This window comes from Exiguobacterium sp. OS-77, assembly GCF_000414195.2.
Lineage (GTDB): Bacteria > Bacillota > Bacilli > Exiguobacteriales > Exiguobacteriaceae > Exiguobacterium_A > Exiguobacterium_A indicum.
In genome coordinates this window covers 548,457-562,747 of the sequence record NZ_DF239008.1, presented here as the reverse complement: position 1 = coordinate 562,747, position 14,291 = coordinate 548,457, and the positions used below count along the sequence as shown (strand labels likewise).

Below are 14,291 nucleotides of genomic sequence, written 5' to 3'. Positions count from 1 at the left end.
TGAGGAGATGAGCGGATGATTGAATTCAAACACATTACAAAACGGTTCGTCCGAGATCGGACCCCGATTTTTGCCTTACGGGATGTCGATTTGACGATCCAAAAAGGAGAAATCTTCGGAATCATCGGTGAGTCCGGTGCCGGTAAAAGTACGTTGCTTCGCCTAATCAACGGGCTCGAGCATCCGACACAAGGAACCGTCAAGGTCGACGGTGTCTCGCTCGGCGGGATGTCAAAAGCAGATTTGCGTCAACTTCGCTTGCGGACAGGAATGATCTTTCAACATTTCCAATTGATTCAGTCGCGCAACGTCGCAGATAACATCGCTTTTGCGCTCAAGGCCGCTGGCGTCAAACGAGCAGATTTCCCGGAGCGGATTCGCGAACTCGTCTCGCTCGTCGGACTTGAAGGATTTGAGACGAACTTCCCGAGTCAATTAAGCGGTGGGCAGAAACAGCGCGTCGGGATTGCCCGGGCACTCGCAAACAATCCGACCGTCTTGTTATGTGATGAAGCGACATCCGCTCTTGACCCCGTTACGACACTACAGATCCTTGAACTGCTGAAGGATTTGAATGAACGACTCGGGTTGACGATCGTCCTCATCACGCATGAGATTGATGTCGTCAAACAGATTTGCCATCGTGTCGCGGTCATGTCACAAGGTGAAGTCGTTGAAGTCGCCTCAACCTATGACTTGTTCAGTCAAGCTAAGCATCCGGTGACGCAACATTATGTCGATACGGCACTACAAATCGAATTGCCGGAACGCATCTTACAGGCAACCCCAGGCAAGATCATCCGCTTGCAGTTCACGGGCGAAAAGACCGGTGAGAGTACGTTATCAGAAGCGATCCGCCGTTACGATATCTCAGTCAGCATCTTGCACGGCAAGGTCGACTACATTCAAGACGTCGCCTTCGGTGTCCTCATTGTCAGCTTGACGGGATCATCCGATCAAATCGCTCTTGCCCTCGACTGGCTCGCGACGGAACTTCATGCACTCGAGGTGATTCAGGATGTGGCTTGATCGTATTCAAACGATGTTACCTGAGCTCTTGAAGGCACTCGGCGAGACAGCATGGATGGTCGGAATTTCACTTGCTTTCGCATTGGTCGTCGGGATTCCGCTCGGAATTCTCTTGTTTGTCACCGACCGCGGATTATTTTTTCAAAACCTTGCCGTCCGCCGTGTTCTTGACTTCGTCGTCAACATCGTCCGGTCGCTACCGTTCATTATCTTGTTGGTCGCCCTCATTCCGTTGACGAAGTTCTTACTCGACAATACGATCGGTCCGACGGCAGCATCTGTCAGTCTCAGTGTCGCAGCGATTCCATTTCTCGCGCGACTCGTCGAAACATCACTCCGTGAAATTCCGCCTGGTCTAATCGAAGCAGCGGAAGCCTGTGGGGCGAAACCATTGCGGATCATCGTCAGTGTCCTCTTACCGGAAGCACTCCCTGGCATCATTCAGGGCATCACATTAACGACGATCAGCTTGATTGGCTTCTCAGCGATGGCTGGTATCGTCGGCGGCGGTGGTGTCGGTGACCTCGCGATCCGTTTCGGTTACTATCGCTACGATAATCTCATCATGATCGTGACGATCGTCGTGCTCATCGTCATCGTTCAAAGTATTCAAGCACTTGGCAATCAACTGGCGCGAAAAACAGATAAACGCTAATCACACATACAAAGGGAGAGTGGAATCATGAAAAAACGATATGCCTTTTTAGCAACAGCCTTACTCGGTGCAGGAGTCCTCGCAGGATGTGGAGACAGCAGCGCTGATGAAAAAAACAAGACGATCAAGATCGGGGCGACGAGCGGTCCGTATAGCGACATGGTCAAACAAGCGATTCAGCCACAACTCGAAAAGAAAGGCTATAAAGTCGAAATCGTCGAGTTCAGCGATTACATTCAACCGAACATCGCCCTCGGTAGCGGCAATATCGACGCCAACTTGTTCCAACACTCGATCTATCTAAAAACGTTTTCTAAAGAAAAGAATCTCGACTTAAAAGGACTGATCACGGTTCCGACAGCACCGATGGGACTATACAGTAAAACAGCGAAGACACTTGACGACGTCAAGACAGGTGCTGAAGTCGCGACGCCGAATGATCCGACGAACCAAGCACGGGCACTGAACTTGCTTGCGGAACAAGGGTGGATTGAACTCAAGCCGGATGCTGATCCTCTGACCGTTTCAGAAAAAGATATCGTCAAGAATCCGAAGAAACTCGTCATCAAACCACTCGAAGCGGCTCAACTGCCACGCGCTGTCGAAAGTGTCGATATCTCAGCCGTTCCAGGGAACTTCGCACTTGCTGCGAAATTCGACTTACTTGATGCGTTAGCACTTGAGACGATGGACGAACAATACCGGAACCTCGTCGCTGTCCAAACGAAAGATGCTGACAAACAAGTCGCAAAAGACTTAAAAGCAGCCGTCGAATCGGACGCCTTCAATGAAGTTATCGAAAAATCATTCAAAGGCTTCAGCAAGCCTGAATGGGCAAACTGATGTAAAAAACGACCGGAATTCAAGGAGAGATCATCTCTTTGAATTCCGGTCGTTTGGTGTTAGAACCGATACCACATCAGTTCTTCATCATGATAGGTATCATCGATTTTCAGCGCCCGTGGTTCAATCGCGTATGATTCAAAACCAAGCGACCGATACAACGCTTTAGCAGCTTCGTTCGTCCGGACGACCGAGAGATGGACTTGCTCAATTACAGGATGCTGCTTTAATGTACGTAATGCCTCTTCTACAAGGTGTCGTCCGACCTGTTGTTTTCGGGCGCGTGGCGTGACGTACATCGCAAATACATTCGCTCGATGTCGCATCTTGAACGGCTCGGAGCAGACGATAGTGACGACACCGACGAGTTCATTTTCATGAAACGCACCAAACGTCATCGACTGTTCGCTTTCAAGACGAGTTGCGTACCGTTCGACGGATCGATCTTTTTCTGATTCATAATCAGAGCCAAATGCCTCAGGATGGTTTCGTAAGGCTTCTAATCGAAACGCTTTATAGAGTACTGCATCTTCTGGATTCAATCGACGGATTTCCAACATCCCCACCTCCTGCCTTTAGTGTAAAACACATCGCTTCATGAAAAAGAGGACGACATCGTGAAATATCGTCCTCCATTTTTCTATTTTAAGGTGTTCGGAAATTAATCGTGAAGTATGGCGCGTTACTCCGGAAAGCCACACCGATGTCAGCTTGTTTGTACTCTTTTTTCAAAATATTTTCTCGATGCCCTTTTGAATTCATTAAGCCCCAATGTGATGCAAAGACATTCGGATAGCCCATTGATAGATTTTCACCAGCATAGCTGAACCTGATTCCTTCACGCTTCATCCGGTCGAACGGATCACGCCCTTGCGGATCCGTATGTGCGAAGAAATTATTCTTCGCCATATTTTCGCTATGACCGCGTGTCACTGGCTTCAGTGCCGTATACGGAGCCAACGGATTTAACTTGTAGTCAGCCCGTTCCCAGTTCATCAATCGTAGCATCAGCTTCTCATCCGTCGTTCGTAACGCATTCGAAGCCGTACCATAGAAACCCTTTTTCTTCGCTTCGACGTCTTTCGGAATCGACAGTGTCGCTTTCACCTTATTCCCATCATGTTGGTCGAAGAAATAGGTGACGTAATTCCCCTTCTTCTCATAGACGGCTGCATGATCCAGGTTCAACATGTAGTTCGTGTTGCCTTTACGGTAGGACTTCACTGCGGTCCATCCTTTTTTCTTCAGCGATGATTCCGTATCCTTGTTCAAGACTGCCCCTTGCGTTGTTATACCATTTTTAAATCGGTACTTTCCGTATTCCTTACCGTCCTTCGTCAACGATACGAATTCTTCGCTGGACGTCCGCCTGACTTCCCAGTCGTAACCTGGATATTCACTGCTATATCGATCAATCAGCTTGCCGCCACTTTTCGGATAATCGGCTTCTGCCTGTTCCATTGGAATGTTCTCGTAGCCGAAAAAAGCTACTGCTGCTACTCCGACGATCAACCATTTTTTCATATCTTCGTTTCGCCTCCTTTAATCATTACCTTTATTTTAAAAGAAAATGATTCTTTCGAACAGTCATTGGCTCTTAATTGTCTAAATCACATTTTCCGTTCACAAATTAGACACGTTTTATGAGAACGTTCTCATATTATTAAAATGCTTTCGTTAAGAGGATTCTTAAAAGTATTTAGTACATATACTAAACCATCTTTCCCTTTTCTTAAAATGTGTGAACATTCTTTTATTTCATCATTCGAGATTTTTGATTGCTCTCGGAATTCTTACTCGGTATCATTAGAATTCGTAAGCCAAACTTTCAATGCTTTTCCAAATAACATAATGAAATGAAGGAGTTGACCTATGGTTTTACTGTATTTCATTTATGAGTCCATCGCCTTTTTACCGATTCAGCAATATTTATTTTCTGGATGGATGATTCTCGTCGTGTTGACGGTTTCATTCAGTTTAGCGAATGCACACGAAGATGTACGATTGAATCAACGACTCGGTTTTGAGTTACTCGTTCCTGGTTCTGGTATGTTGCTTTGCAAACAATTCATTCCTGGTCTCGCCATTATCCTATTTTTGATCATGGTACACTTCACGTATATGTTCCGCGTCATCCCTCTTCCTGTCGCGTTAATCTCGACACTTTCGATTAGCACACTTTCTTTTCTTTCTCTCTTTTTCTCGTCACGCAAAAAAGCGGACCGTTAAGTCCGCTTTTCATCATTGATATTTCGTTGTTTCTTTCAAACGATAGAAATGAGAAAGTTCTAACCAAATCGTTTTTCCTTTTTTCGTCTTCACTTGAATATATGGTCGATCTTGCGATACACGCAGTGCGAGCAACTCACCTTGTTGCTCTCCAGTTGTTCCGCTCGCTTTTAACCAATGACGACCTAATTTCCATTCGAGGAAGATATGTTTTCCTTTTTGAACGGCACGCCATTTTCCGATTTCTGCGATGCCTTTGACCGGAACGGCTGTCTCTGCACCTTGAATCGAGATGATCGCCGGATCGTGGTCACTCGCGCTACCGTCTGCTTCCATATACTCCGAGTTGATGTTGACGATATCAGAAGACGTATAACGTTTTAAGTTGTTCGAAATCAAGATGTGATCGAGCACTTGAGCATTTCCGTTATAGACGTAAGAGTATCGCTCGGATTCTGGAAGATCATCGACTGTATTCCAGAGGTTTTTCCCTTTCAGGATATTTAGCGTTTCTGAGAACTGGAAGTCGTTCAAGTCACCGAGAACGACGACGTTCGAGTCTTTGACTTCCGTTTTCAATTCAGAGACGAAATCTTGGACGATGTTCGCGATCGCATGACGCTGGACTTCACTCTTACGTACGACCGGTTGGTTCTTACCGAAGTCAGCTCCGTCGCCACCTTTTGAGTTGAAGTGGTTGACGATGACGTGATACGAATCACCGTTGAAGAGGAATTCCGCGACGAGTGGTTTTCGTGAACTGGCGAAGTTCGGATCCGTCGGTTGGATGCGACCCGGGTTTTTCGTCAGCTTGCCGTTTTCCACCGCAACAGCTTCCGTTGCACCACCTTTTTCACCTGATGCGAGCGATACACGCGCCGGGTTGTAAAGGAATCCGACACGGATGTTTCCACCCGGCTGTCCACCGTCTTTCTTATCTTCAGGCGCGATGTCCGTATAGGCATAGCGGACACCTGTTTTTGCTTCGATTGCTGCAATCAATGTCTCGAATGATTTTGATGCGTCGACTGTTCCGCTATCCGTCGCACCATCATTATCCTGCATCTCTGTCAAACCGACGATATCCGGCGTCTTCAGGAATGTCGCGATGCCTTCTGAGACACGATCGACTTTTCCAGCGTCTGCCGTTGAGGCGAAATTCTCGACGTTGTACGAAGCAACCGTCAAGCGTGATTCCCCCGTCTTGATGTTCGTCGGTTGACGCTCCACTTCGCTCGTGACGAGTTTCGGAAGGTCCGCTGCTTTGGCGAGTACTTTATAAGCCGAATAGTTATAGCTCATGACGCCTTCGATTGTTCCATCGAATGTATCACCAGCTTTCGCACGGTACGACGAGCTGCCCATCTCGACAAATAGACGTTCTGGGTTGACATTATCCTTCGTCAGGATTGGTGTGCCACGTTTTGTGTAGACCTTGTTTGCGTCTGTTTGTGTCCGAACTGGGATTGTTCGGTTTGCTTGCGGCCCTGTGACGATTGCGTTCGGTAAAGCGACACGCATACCTTCTAAGCTTTCGTATAAATCGATCGCATCTTCTTTTGGATCAAACTGCGCGAAGGAATCATTGTCGACGACTTGCGTCGGAATCAAGACCCCTTTATCACCAAGAACGATACTTGCTGGTAAGCCTTCATTAAGCGCCCCCTTCACGAGATTGACCGTACTGATTTCCGTGACAGCAAGGTCTGTATCTGCTTTATCGCTGTATCCGCCAAGTAACCACTCTTTGACATATCCTGTCGTCGCGATCTGTTGTCCAACAGCAGCACCATGGTTTTTCGCATAGACGAGAATCCCTTCCGATGTCCGGCTGTCATGATCCGGATTCGGATCTTGCATGTAGAAGTTGTTCGCATCGACGACGTACGTGACGACACCTGTCGTTCGGACGAGTTGATCTGCGTAAGGCGACGTATGCGCAATACCTTGGATGTTGCTGATTTTCGTGATTGGTGGTGCGATATAGTACTTGAATGTCGAAACCGCTGACGTTTTACCGTCCTTGACGGCAACTGCTTGAATCGTCACTTCATCGTTGATTGTAATCGGTGACGTGTACACCGGACTGTCGACAGTTGGTGTCGTGCCATCGACCGTATAATGAATCGTTCCTTCACCTGATAATGTCACTTGATCTCCACGTTCAACTTCACCGACTGGAGAAGCTGTAGGTGCTGCAAGAACGTCGCCCGCTTCTGTCTGATGACTGCCGAGATTCGTCAGTGTATCGACCGGGAAGCTCGTCCACTGTGATGGTTCGTACGTTTTAGCACCAGACGTGACGCCGGCATTCCGGACGAGTGTCGTATCTTTTGCGAAATCCGTTGATGAACCGAGTGGTCCGATGATATCAAGAACAACATCACCCTTTTTCAGTGCGATGGGATCATTTCCGTTAAAGTTCAATGATCCCGTCGTCAATTGTGCTTTTGCTTTGATGTCCGCATTCGCACTCGAATTCGCGATGACGAACGTCTTCCCTGGATCCACTTTCCCCGATAGTGTGATTTTCGCTTCTGACGGTCCACCGTTCGTATATTGAACGAGTGTATAGTCTGCTAAATCAATGATTTGCCCCGACCCATTGTATAGCTCGATTGCCTTATTATTACTTGTTCCTTCTATGTATTCAGACAAGATGACGCCTTCGCCTTCTGCCCCGACAAGACCCGCTTGTGGAAGGATTCCTGCTGTTAATACTCCGGCCAATGCCCACTTTCCAAACGTACTGCCGTATTTCATGATGAGACCCCCTATTGAATTTTCTGACACTTCTTCATAATATCAGATTATATTCTCAATAGTGTATATTTTTCGTAAAAAAAGATACCATCCTTCGTAAATGAAAGGAATGGTATCGCTTACAAATTTTTATTGTTCGTCTTTGTGACTTTCGTACCATTTTTCAGCTTGCGATGTCGCGATTGGAATGGCGCGTCCCTCTTCATAGCCGTCTTTTAATAACGCGTTCGCGATCTCGATCGCTTTTTTTCGAAGTGGCGGATCAAAGTTCTTGAATGACTCCGGATAGTCGTTCTCATTCCATGGCATGTCGTCACCCCCTTCTTTCAGCATTACCCGAAAAAAGGCACAAAAAAAACGCCTCATCAGCGTGTCGTTGTTTTTGGTTGTCATGAGAATCGAGGATTACAGGTGATCAAAACACCTGAAACGACGAAAGCCCTACCTCTCTTTCGTTGTTACGGCTCCTTGGCCGCGCCAGCTGAATCAAGCATTTTAGCAAGAATCGTGATGCGTCTGCAACGGACGCATGATACTGGGATTTTTAGAAATAGCTCGGGAATGAGCGGAAAAGTATCGATTGGAAGGTTTATCTTGCTGGGTCAACTTCTCCTCGTAGTATGAAGAAGGACAAAATAAAAGCGATGACTTATGTCTGACTCATTTGTCAGTAGCGGTCTAAAAATCCTGACCTGTCGATTTAATTGTATGATATGGATTGAAGATTCTCACATGAGTGATCATCCCCGATTCATGACTTGTATTAATCTATCACACTTTCTTTTATAAAGTCAATCTTTCTTTTAAAAAATCGTTTTCTTCTGTCTCAGAATTGAAGTTGCACCTGCCGTAAAAGCCGAGTATCGTGAAGAGGACTCATTACTATAGAAGAAACGAGGGAAATCCATCATGTCGAATCGACTTATCCATGAAACGAGTCCCTACCTATTGCAACATGCTCACCAGCCTGTCGATTGGTACCCGTGGGGCGAAGACGCCTTCACTGCCGCTCGAGAAAGCGGCAAGCCGATCTTTTTATCGATTGGTTATTCGACGTGCCATTGGTGCCATGTGCTGTCTCATGAGAGCTTCGAAGATGAAGAAACGGCACGACTCTTGAACGAACGCTACATCGCAATCAAGGTCGACCGGGAAGAACGTCCTGACATCGACCATGTCTACATGACGGCGGCTCAAGTCATGAACGGACAAGGTGGCTGGCCACTGAGCGTCTTCATGACAGCGGACCAGCAACCATTTTACATCGGCACGTATTTTCCGGAGACACCTCAGTTCAATCGTCCGAGTTTTCGTCAGGTGACGCTTCAGCTCAGTGAGCAATTCCGCCGTTCACCAGAAAAAATCGCACAAGTCGGTCAGAACATGTCGCAGACACTTCGCGACGTGTTACGACCAGCGACGTCTTTCAGTACTTGGGATGAATCAATCATTCATGACACCTTTGATCAGGCGATGCGTCAATTCGACCGTCAACACGGTGGATTCGGCGAGGCACCGAAGTTTCCGTCGCCTGCCCTGCTTCGTTTCTTGCTTGATTATTATCAATACGCGGAAGACGAGACGGCGCTCCATATGGTCATGCGGTCACTGATTGCGATGCGTGACGGCGGGATGACGGATCAAGTCGGCTACGGTCTGTTCCGTTATACGGTCGATGCCAAATGGGAAATTCCTCATTTCGAGAAGATGCTGTACGACAATTCTTGGTTTGCAACCCTATGTATCGAGACGTACCAAGTGACCGGACAAATACGCTTCCGACGTTACGCGGAAGAAGTACTGACATTCGTAGAGCGTGAGTTGTCTGCACCGGACGGCACCTTCTACGCCGCCTTGGATGCGGATAGTGAAGGAGGCGAAGGACATTATTATACGTTCACGGCTTCTGAACTGACCGACTTACTCGGACCAGACGCGCTGTTCCCGCGCTTTTACCATGCCTCCCAGTCCGGGAACTTCGAAGGAAGGAACGTCTTTTACCGGACAGGACAAACACTCGAGATGTTCGCACGTGAAATGCACTTGTCACCTGCTGAGACAGCGGCGCAACTCGAACGCGAGCGACAAATTCTTCTTCGTGCGCGAAGTGAACGCCCGCGACCATTTTGTGATGATAAGCGCCTGACATCGTGGAACGCGATGATGATCTCGACGTTCGCTAAAGCCGGTCGTGTCTTTGGTGAACCGCATTATACACGTGTCGCCACGCGTGCGATGACATCACTCGAGCAATTCGTCCGCACGGAGAATAAACTTGCTGTTCATTACCGAGACGGACAAGCAACCGGACACGGATTCCTCGATGACTATGCATATTTGATCGATGCACATCTTGAACTATTCCAATCAACACGACGGGCGCTTCATCTAAAGGAAGCTTTAGCATTCGCAGATGTGCTGCAGGACCAGTTTCAAACAGCAGATGGTTATTTTTATCTGACTTCGTCACGCTCCGATGAGCTACTCGTTCGCCCACTCGATCTGTATGATGGCGTCACACCTGCCGGAAATAGTATTGCCTTGAACGCTTTCTTCACGCTTAGTCGTCTGACCGGGCGTCTCGTTTATCAGGAAAGTGCCGAACGGGCGCTCACAGCTTTAATCGAAGAAGTCGAGCAACAACCGACCGGATTTGCCTCACTTGTCAGTACCTTCACCTACCGGCAGATGGAACCCAAGGAATTGATTATCTTGATTCCAGAAGACGTAGACATCCCGGTCGAAATCGAGCAACTGCAACAGTTACGCTTACCGGAAGTTGCGTTGTTAATTGGTACGAAGCGTGACCTTTTGCCGCACGTCTCTTTGCTCGCGGATTATCCAGAACCAGAAGAGCCAACGGCGTATCTCTGTCATGATTTTACTTGTGAACGCCCGACGACGAATTTAACAGAAATCCTCGCACGTCTCACTATCTGATCCTATTCCCTCTTGTTTAAACAAACAGGAGGTTTTTTCAAAAAACTAAATCCCTTTTTTCAAAAAAACCCAATATTTTCTTCATAAAAATCCGATATGGTCGATAGTAGGAATAGGCATAAGTACGTACACCTTAGACCAGACATCCTAGAAGCCGATTCCGTCCGCTTGGACGAATATCTACTAGGAGGAAAGATACTTTGAATACGACATCCATCTCGAAACCTTTGAAGGTGTTCGCGAGTCTTCTTATCGTGTTTAGCATCATTCTATCATCTCTACCGATAGTGAACGCAGCAACAACGAAAGTAACGGCTTATCGTCTATCGGCAGATACGGATCTGTATGATAAGACGACATCTTCACGGAAACGCTTGTTGACGATCAAGACCGGAACGGTCGTTTCATCCGCATATGATGCCGGAAGCTACAAAAAAGTAACATATGGCGGAAAAACGGGATATGTCGCTTCAAAATATTTAGTGTTGTATGAGAAAAAGCAAACGATCTCTGGACAACGCTATATCGTCTCTACGAATACGGCGATTAAAAATGCGGCACGCACGACAGCAACGACAATTGGTACCTTGCAAAGTAAAGATGTGTATTATACGACACAACGGATTACCGATCCATACGGCAAAACGTGGTATCGCCTGAACTACGCAGGAAAAACAGGATATGTCCTATCTGGTGCCACTCCTGTTTCCTATCAGAAGATTGCGAACGAAACATCACGTACGACGGATACCTACACGCTACATACTTATGCAGGAACGGGTTATCCAAAAGTCGAATCGATTCCAGTTGGGACAAACGTTGAAGTAGTCGGAAAAATCGACGGCTGGTATAGCGTTCGTCACGGCAAAAATAGTGGATACATGCACCGTGACGCTTTTTTACAAGTCTCTAAACAAAGTGTCAAAACGATTCCTACTACACGTGTTCTCTTGAAGAAATCCGTCGAAATCAAATCATCTGCCTCTTCGACGAGTAAAACGATTGCTTCTTTAAAAACAGGCGATGCGTATTACACGACGACACTTGCAACGGATTCTCGAGGTAGCACGTGGCACAAAATTAAAAAAGACGGTCAAACCGGTTATCTTTTAGCGAATCAAGGAACGATCGTGAATTATGAAAGCCTGAAGAACGTCTCTTTCGTCACAACAGCTAAAACGACACTTCGCTCTTATGCAGGCAGTTCGTATGCAGGAATCAAGTCGATTCCGGCCGGTGCAAAACCGCTCGTCTCTGGTCGAATCGGTACATGGTATCGTGTCACGTACGATGGTGTAACAGGATATGCGTCGGCTTCGACGTTTAAGACAGCAGCCCTCGTCCAAACCATTTCAGGTACACGTTTCGCCGTCACATCATCCACCGATATCTTAGTCGCTCCTGAAGCAGATGCGTTTAAAATCGCTACGCTTCAAGAGGGTGATATCTATTACACGACACGTCTCGTCACACTTGGTTCTAAAAAATGGTATCAGATCAAAAAAGACGGAAAGACCGGTTACATCGCTTACGGAACAGGAGAAAAAGTCTCCTATCAAGCGGATGCCGTGACGATGAAAACAACCGACGCTACAGGATTAAAGTCTTATGCTGGCGTATCTTACGCTTCCATCAAGTCTATCCCAAGCGGTACGAAGGTATCCGTAACAGGGTCTATCAATGAGTGGTACCGTGTGACGTATGCAGGAAAAATCGGATATGTTCATCAGGATGATTTGAACGAATATATCGTAACGTCTACGATCTCAGCAGCGCGTTATGTATTAAATACATCCATCGACGTCAAAACGACGTATCAGGCGGATGCCGATACATGGAAGACGCTAAAAAGCGGAGATGTCTATTACACGACGCGCCTTGTCACGAACGGTCACGGTCAGTCGTGGCATCGTATTTCAGTAGACGGGAAAACAGGATACATCCGAGCGAATCAAGGAAGTCCGATTTCATACCGTAAGATTTCAGCCCATCGCTATAAGACGGTACAAACGACTTCTCTGAAGTCATATGCTGGTCCGACATACAGCGAAGTCTCATCGCTTACGAAAGGAACAGTCGTACAAGTGAATGGTTCAATCGGGACATGGATGAACGTAAGTGTTAATGGAAAAACAGGGTATATCGATGGCGCTCTTTTAACACCTTATACAGAAACGAAAAAGATTAGTGGCGCTCGTTTCCTCGCGAACGAGAACTTAATCATTCGAAATTCATCTTTAGAAGAAGCAACAGCACTTACGACACTAGCTAAAGGAAACGTCTACTACACGACTTCACTGATTACGTCACATACGAATAAACAGTGGCATAAAGTAACGATCAATGGAAAAACAGGGTATGTCGATACGAACGCATCTACAAGTAAGATTGACTATGTATCGAAAGATTCGTTATACGTCCGAGCTACAAGTCCTACTCCACTTCGCTCGTATGTCGGAAGTTCCTATCAAGTCGTGACGACGATTCCTTCGAACGTCGTCGTCAACGTCACCGGACAAATCGGCCAATGGTATAAGATTTCCTATCAAGGTAAATCAGGCTATGCGTATAATGGAACACTTGTAACGACATCTTCAAAACTAAATGTCTACAACTCCATTGCGACACCGTATACATTTGATAACTTCATCAGCACTCAAATGAAGTTAAATCCTTCACCTCAAACCGATTTGTATAAAAATAAGATGATGTATGTCAGCTCGATGTATGTTCGATTCGGTGGATCAGAAGACCCAGTCAATGGTACACTCGCGACCGTATCGTCAACGACACCACTCAACATCCGATCGGGTGCGGCGACGGATAGCCATATTTATGGACAATTCCAGCCGAAACAGATGATTAAGGTCTATCAACGAATCGGTGATTTCTATACGACGTATCCGCGTGTTTACACGTCTTCCACTGGATACTGGACACTCGGTTGGTTGAATGCACTCGAGTCCGATGTCCGGAACGTCGCTGACCCATTAAAAGTCAGCCGCTCTTCAAAGGAATTCTTCCAATTCCTTGATTTATCGAAGACGACAGGCGCATCTGCCGCAACATTAGATAAGATCATCAGTACAAAAGGCATCTTTGGTAAATGTACGACTGGAAGCTGTGGACAAGCATTCATCGACGCTGGTACAGCCTTTTCCGTCAACGAAATCTACTTGATCTCCCACGCGCTACTTGAGACAGGAAATGGAACGTCAACTTTAGCGAATGGAGTCATGTGGAATGGAAAAATGGTCTACAACATGTACGGCATCGGTGCTATCGATTCAGATCCAATCAACGGTGGAGCAAGAACAGCTTACGAAAAAGGATGGTTCACACCGGAAGCAGCCATCATGGGTGGAGCCGAATTTATTGGAACCCAATATATTCACCATGCATACAATCAAAACACACTCTATAAAATGCGCTGGAACCCAATGAATCCTGGTCGTCATCAATATGCGACAGACATGGGATGGGCAGCGAAACAAACAACTCGCATCTATGATTTATATCAACAAATGGATAGCTATACAGCTGTCTTCGATATTCCAGTCTTCGCTCGTTGAGGAAACGATGAAGCCGAGTCTTTAAATCATTGAAATGATTCCAACAAAAAAAGGAAAGACCGTTCTGGTGACTTCACTGGAACGGTCTTTCCTTTTTGATTGATGTAGAACGAAAAATGTCATCCTCCACTCCTACAGGATAAAAAAGCGCGCTCGGCGCTTTCGTCAGGGTTAGGTAAGACCCGGCAGACCGCATCAAATGCAGGGATGCCGCGGCTTACCTCCCGCCCTGAGGACAGGGAGAATGACCGACTCGTTCG

10 protein-coding genes are annotated in these 14,291 nt (G+C 46.8%); 6 read left to right on the top strand and 4 right to left on the bottom strand.

Going from position 1 to position 14,291, the window contains the following annotated elements; translation table 11 throughout:
- The first annotated feature begins 15 nt into the window (after positions 1 to 15).
- Genes EXG77_RS02680 through EXG77_RS02670 form a run of 3 tightly spaced genes read left to right on the top strand, consistent with a single transcriptional unit; the run spans position 16 to position 2,527 of the window.
- Positions 16 to 1,029, top strand: a complete 1,014-nt coding sequence (locus tag EXG77_RS02680; RefSeq protein ID WP_035396117.1) for a methionine ABC transporter ATP-binding protein — start codon at positions 16 to 18, stop codon at positions 1,027 to 1,029.
- Positions 1,019 to 1,684, top strand: a complete 666-nt coding sequence (locus EXG77_RS02675; RefSeq protein ID WP_023469366.1) for a methionine ABC transporter permease — start codon at positions 1,019 to 1,021, stop codon at positions 1,682 to 1,684. The genes EXG77_RS02680 and EXG77_RS02675 overlap by 11 nt, the downstream gene beginning before the upstream one ends.
- Before the next feature lie 27 nt (positions 1,685 to 1,711).
- Complete coding sequence (locus EXG77_RS02670) at positions 1,712 to 2,527, top strand: MetQ/NlpA family ABC transporter substrate-binding protein (RefSeq protein WP_023469367.1); 816 nt, start codon at positions 1,712 to 1,714, stop codon at positions 2,525 to 2,527.
- 59 nt (positions 2,528 to 2,586) lie between these two features.
- Here the strand turns inward: EXG77_RS02670 and EXG77_RS02665 are convergent, their stop codons facing one another.
- Complete coding sequence (locus EXG77_RS02665) at positions 2,587 to 3,087, bottom strand: GNAT family N-acetyltransferase (protein ID WP_238987912.1); 501 nt, start codon at positions 3,085 to 3,087, stop codon at positions 2,587 to 2,589.
- Positions 3,088 to 3,172: 85 nt separating this feature from the next.
- The gene (locus EXG77_RS02660; RefSeq protein WP_023469369.1) at positions 3,173 to 4,051 is read right to left on the bottom strand and encodes a CAP domain-containing protein; all 879 of its coding nucleotides are present in this window, start codon (positions 4,049 to 4,051) and stop codon (positions 3,173 to 3,175) included.
- 348 nt (positions 4,052 to 4,399) lie between these two features.
- Between EXG77_RS02660 and EXG77_RS02655 the strand changes: the two genes are divergently transcribed.
- Positions 4,400 to 4,756: a hypothetical protein gene (locus EXG77_RS02655; protein ID WP_023469370.1), complete on the top strand. Its 357-nt coding sequence runs from the start codon at positions 4,400 to 4,402 to the stop codon at positions 4,754 to 4,756.
- A gap of 12 nt (positions 4,757 to 4,768) precedes the next feature.
- On the opposite strand, the gene EXG77_RS02650 is transcribed toward EXG77_RS02655, so the two are convergent.
- Both EXG77_RS02650 and EXG77_RS02645 read right to left on the bottom strand, forming a co-directional pair.
- A complete protein-coding gene (locus EXG77_RS02650) occupies positions 4,769 to 7,519 on the bottom strand; it encodes an FN3 associated domain-containing protein (protein WP_035396114.1) in 2,751 nt (916 codons plus the stop codon).
- A 129-nt stretch (positions 7,520 to 7,648) separates the two neighbouring features.
- Positions 7,649 to 7,828: a hypothetical protein gene (locus EXG77_RS02645; RefSeq protein WP_035396111.1), complete on the bottom strand. Its 180-nt coding sequence runs from the start codon at positions 7,826 to 7,828 to the stop codon at positions 7,649 to 7,651.
- A gap of 600 nt (positions 7,829 to 8,428) precedes the next feature.
- Here EXG77_RS02645 and EXG77_RS02640 point away from each other — a divergent pair.
- Entirely contained in the window at positions 8,429 to 10,459 is a 2,031-nt protein-coding gene (locus tag EXG77_RS02640; RefSeq protein ID WP_035396108.1) for a thioredoxin domain-containing protein, read from the top strand.
- Positions 10,460 to 10,659: 200 nt separating this feature from the next.
- Positions 10,660 to 14,031, top strand: a complete 3,372-nt coding sequence (locus EXG77_RS02635; protein ID WP_035396105.1) for an SH3 domain-containing protein — start codon at positions 10,660 to 10,662, stop codon at positions 14,029 to 14,031.
- The last annotated feature ends 260 nt before the right edge of the window (positions 14,032 to 14,291 follow it).

Excerpts from the sequence above, each read along its gene's own strand:
- EXG77_RS02680 (WP_035396117.1), top strand. The coding sequence starts at position 16 with ATGATTGAATTCAAACACATTACAAAACGGTTCGTCCGAGATCGGACC.
- EXG77_RS02675 (WP_023469366.1), top strand. The coding sequence starts at position 1,019 with ATGTGGCTTGATCGTATTCAAACGATGTTACCTGAGCTCTTGAAGGCA.
- EXG77_RS02670 (WP_023469367.1), top strand. The coding sequence starts at position 1,712 with ATGAAAAAACGATATGCCTTTTTAGCAACAGCCTTACTCGGTGCAGGA.
- EXG77_RS02665 (WP_238987912.1), bottom strand. The coding sequence starts at position 3,087 with ATGTTGGAAATCCGTCGATTGAATCCAGAAGATGCAGTACTCTATAAA.
- EXG77_RS02660 (WP_023469369.1), bottom strand. The coding sequence starts at position 4,051 with ATGAAAAAATGGTTGATCGTCGGAGTAGCAGCAGTAGCTTTTTTCGGC.
- EXG77_RS02655 (WP_023469370.1), top strand. The coding sequence starts at position 4,400 with ATGGTTTTACTGTATTTCATTTATGAGTCCATCGCCTTTTTACCGATT.
- EXG77_RS02650 (WP_035396114.1), bottom strand. The coding sequence starts at position 7,519 with ATGAAATACGGCAGTACGTTTGGAAAGTGGGCATTGGCCGGAGTATTA.
- EXG77_RS02645 (WP_035396111.1), bottom strand. The coding sequence starts at position 7,828 with ATGCCATGGAATGAGAACGACTATCCGGAGTCATTCAAGAACTTTGAT.
- EXG77_RS02640 (WP_035396108.1), top strand. The coding sequence starts at position 8,429 with ATGTCGAATCGACTTATCCATGAAACGAGTCCCTACCTATTGCAACAT.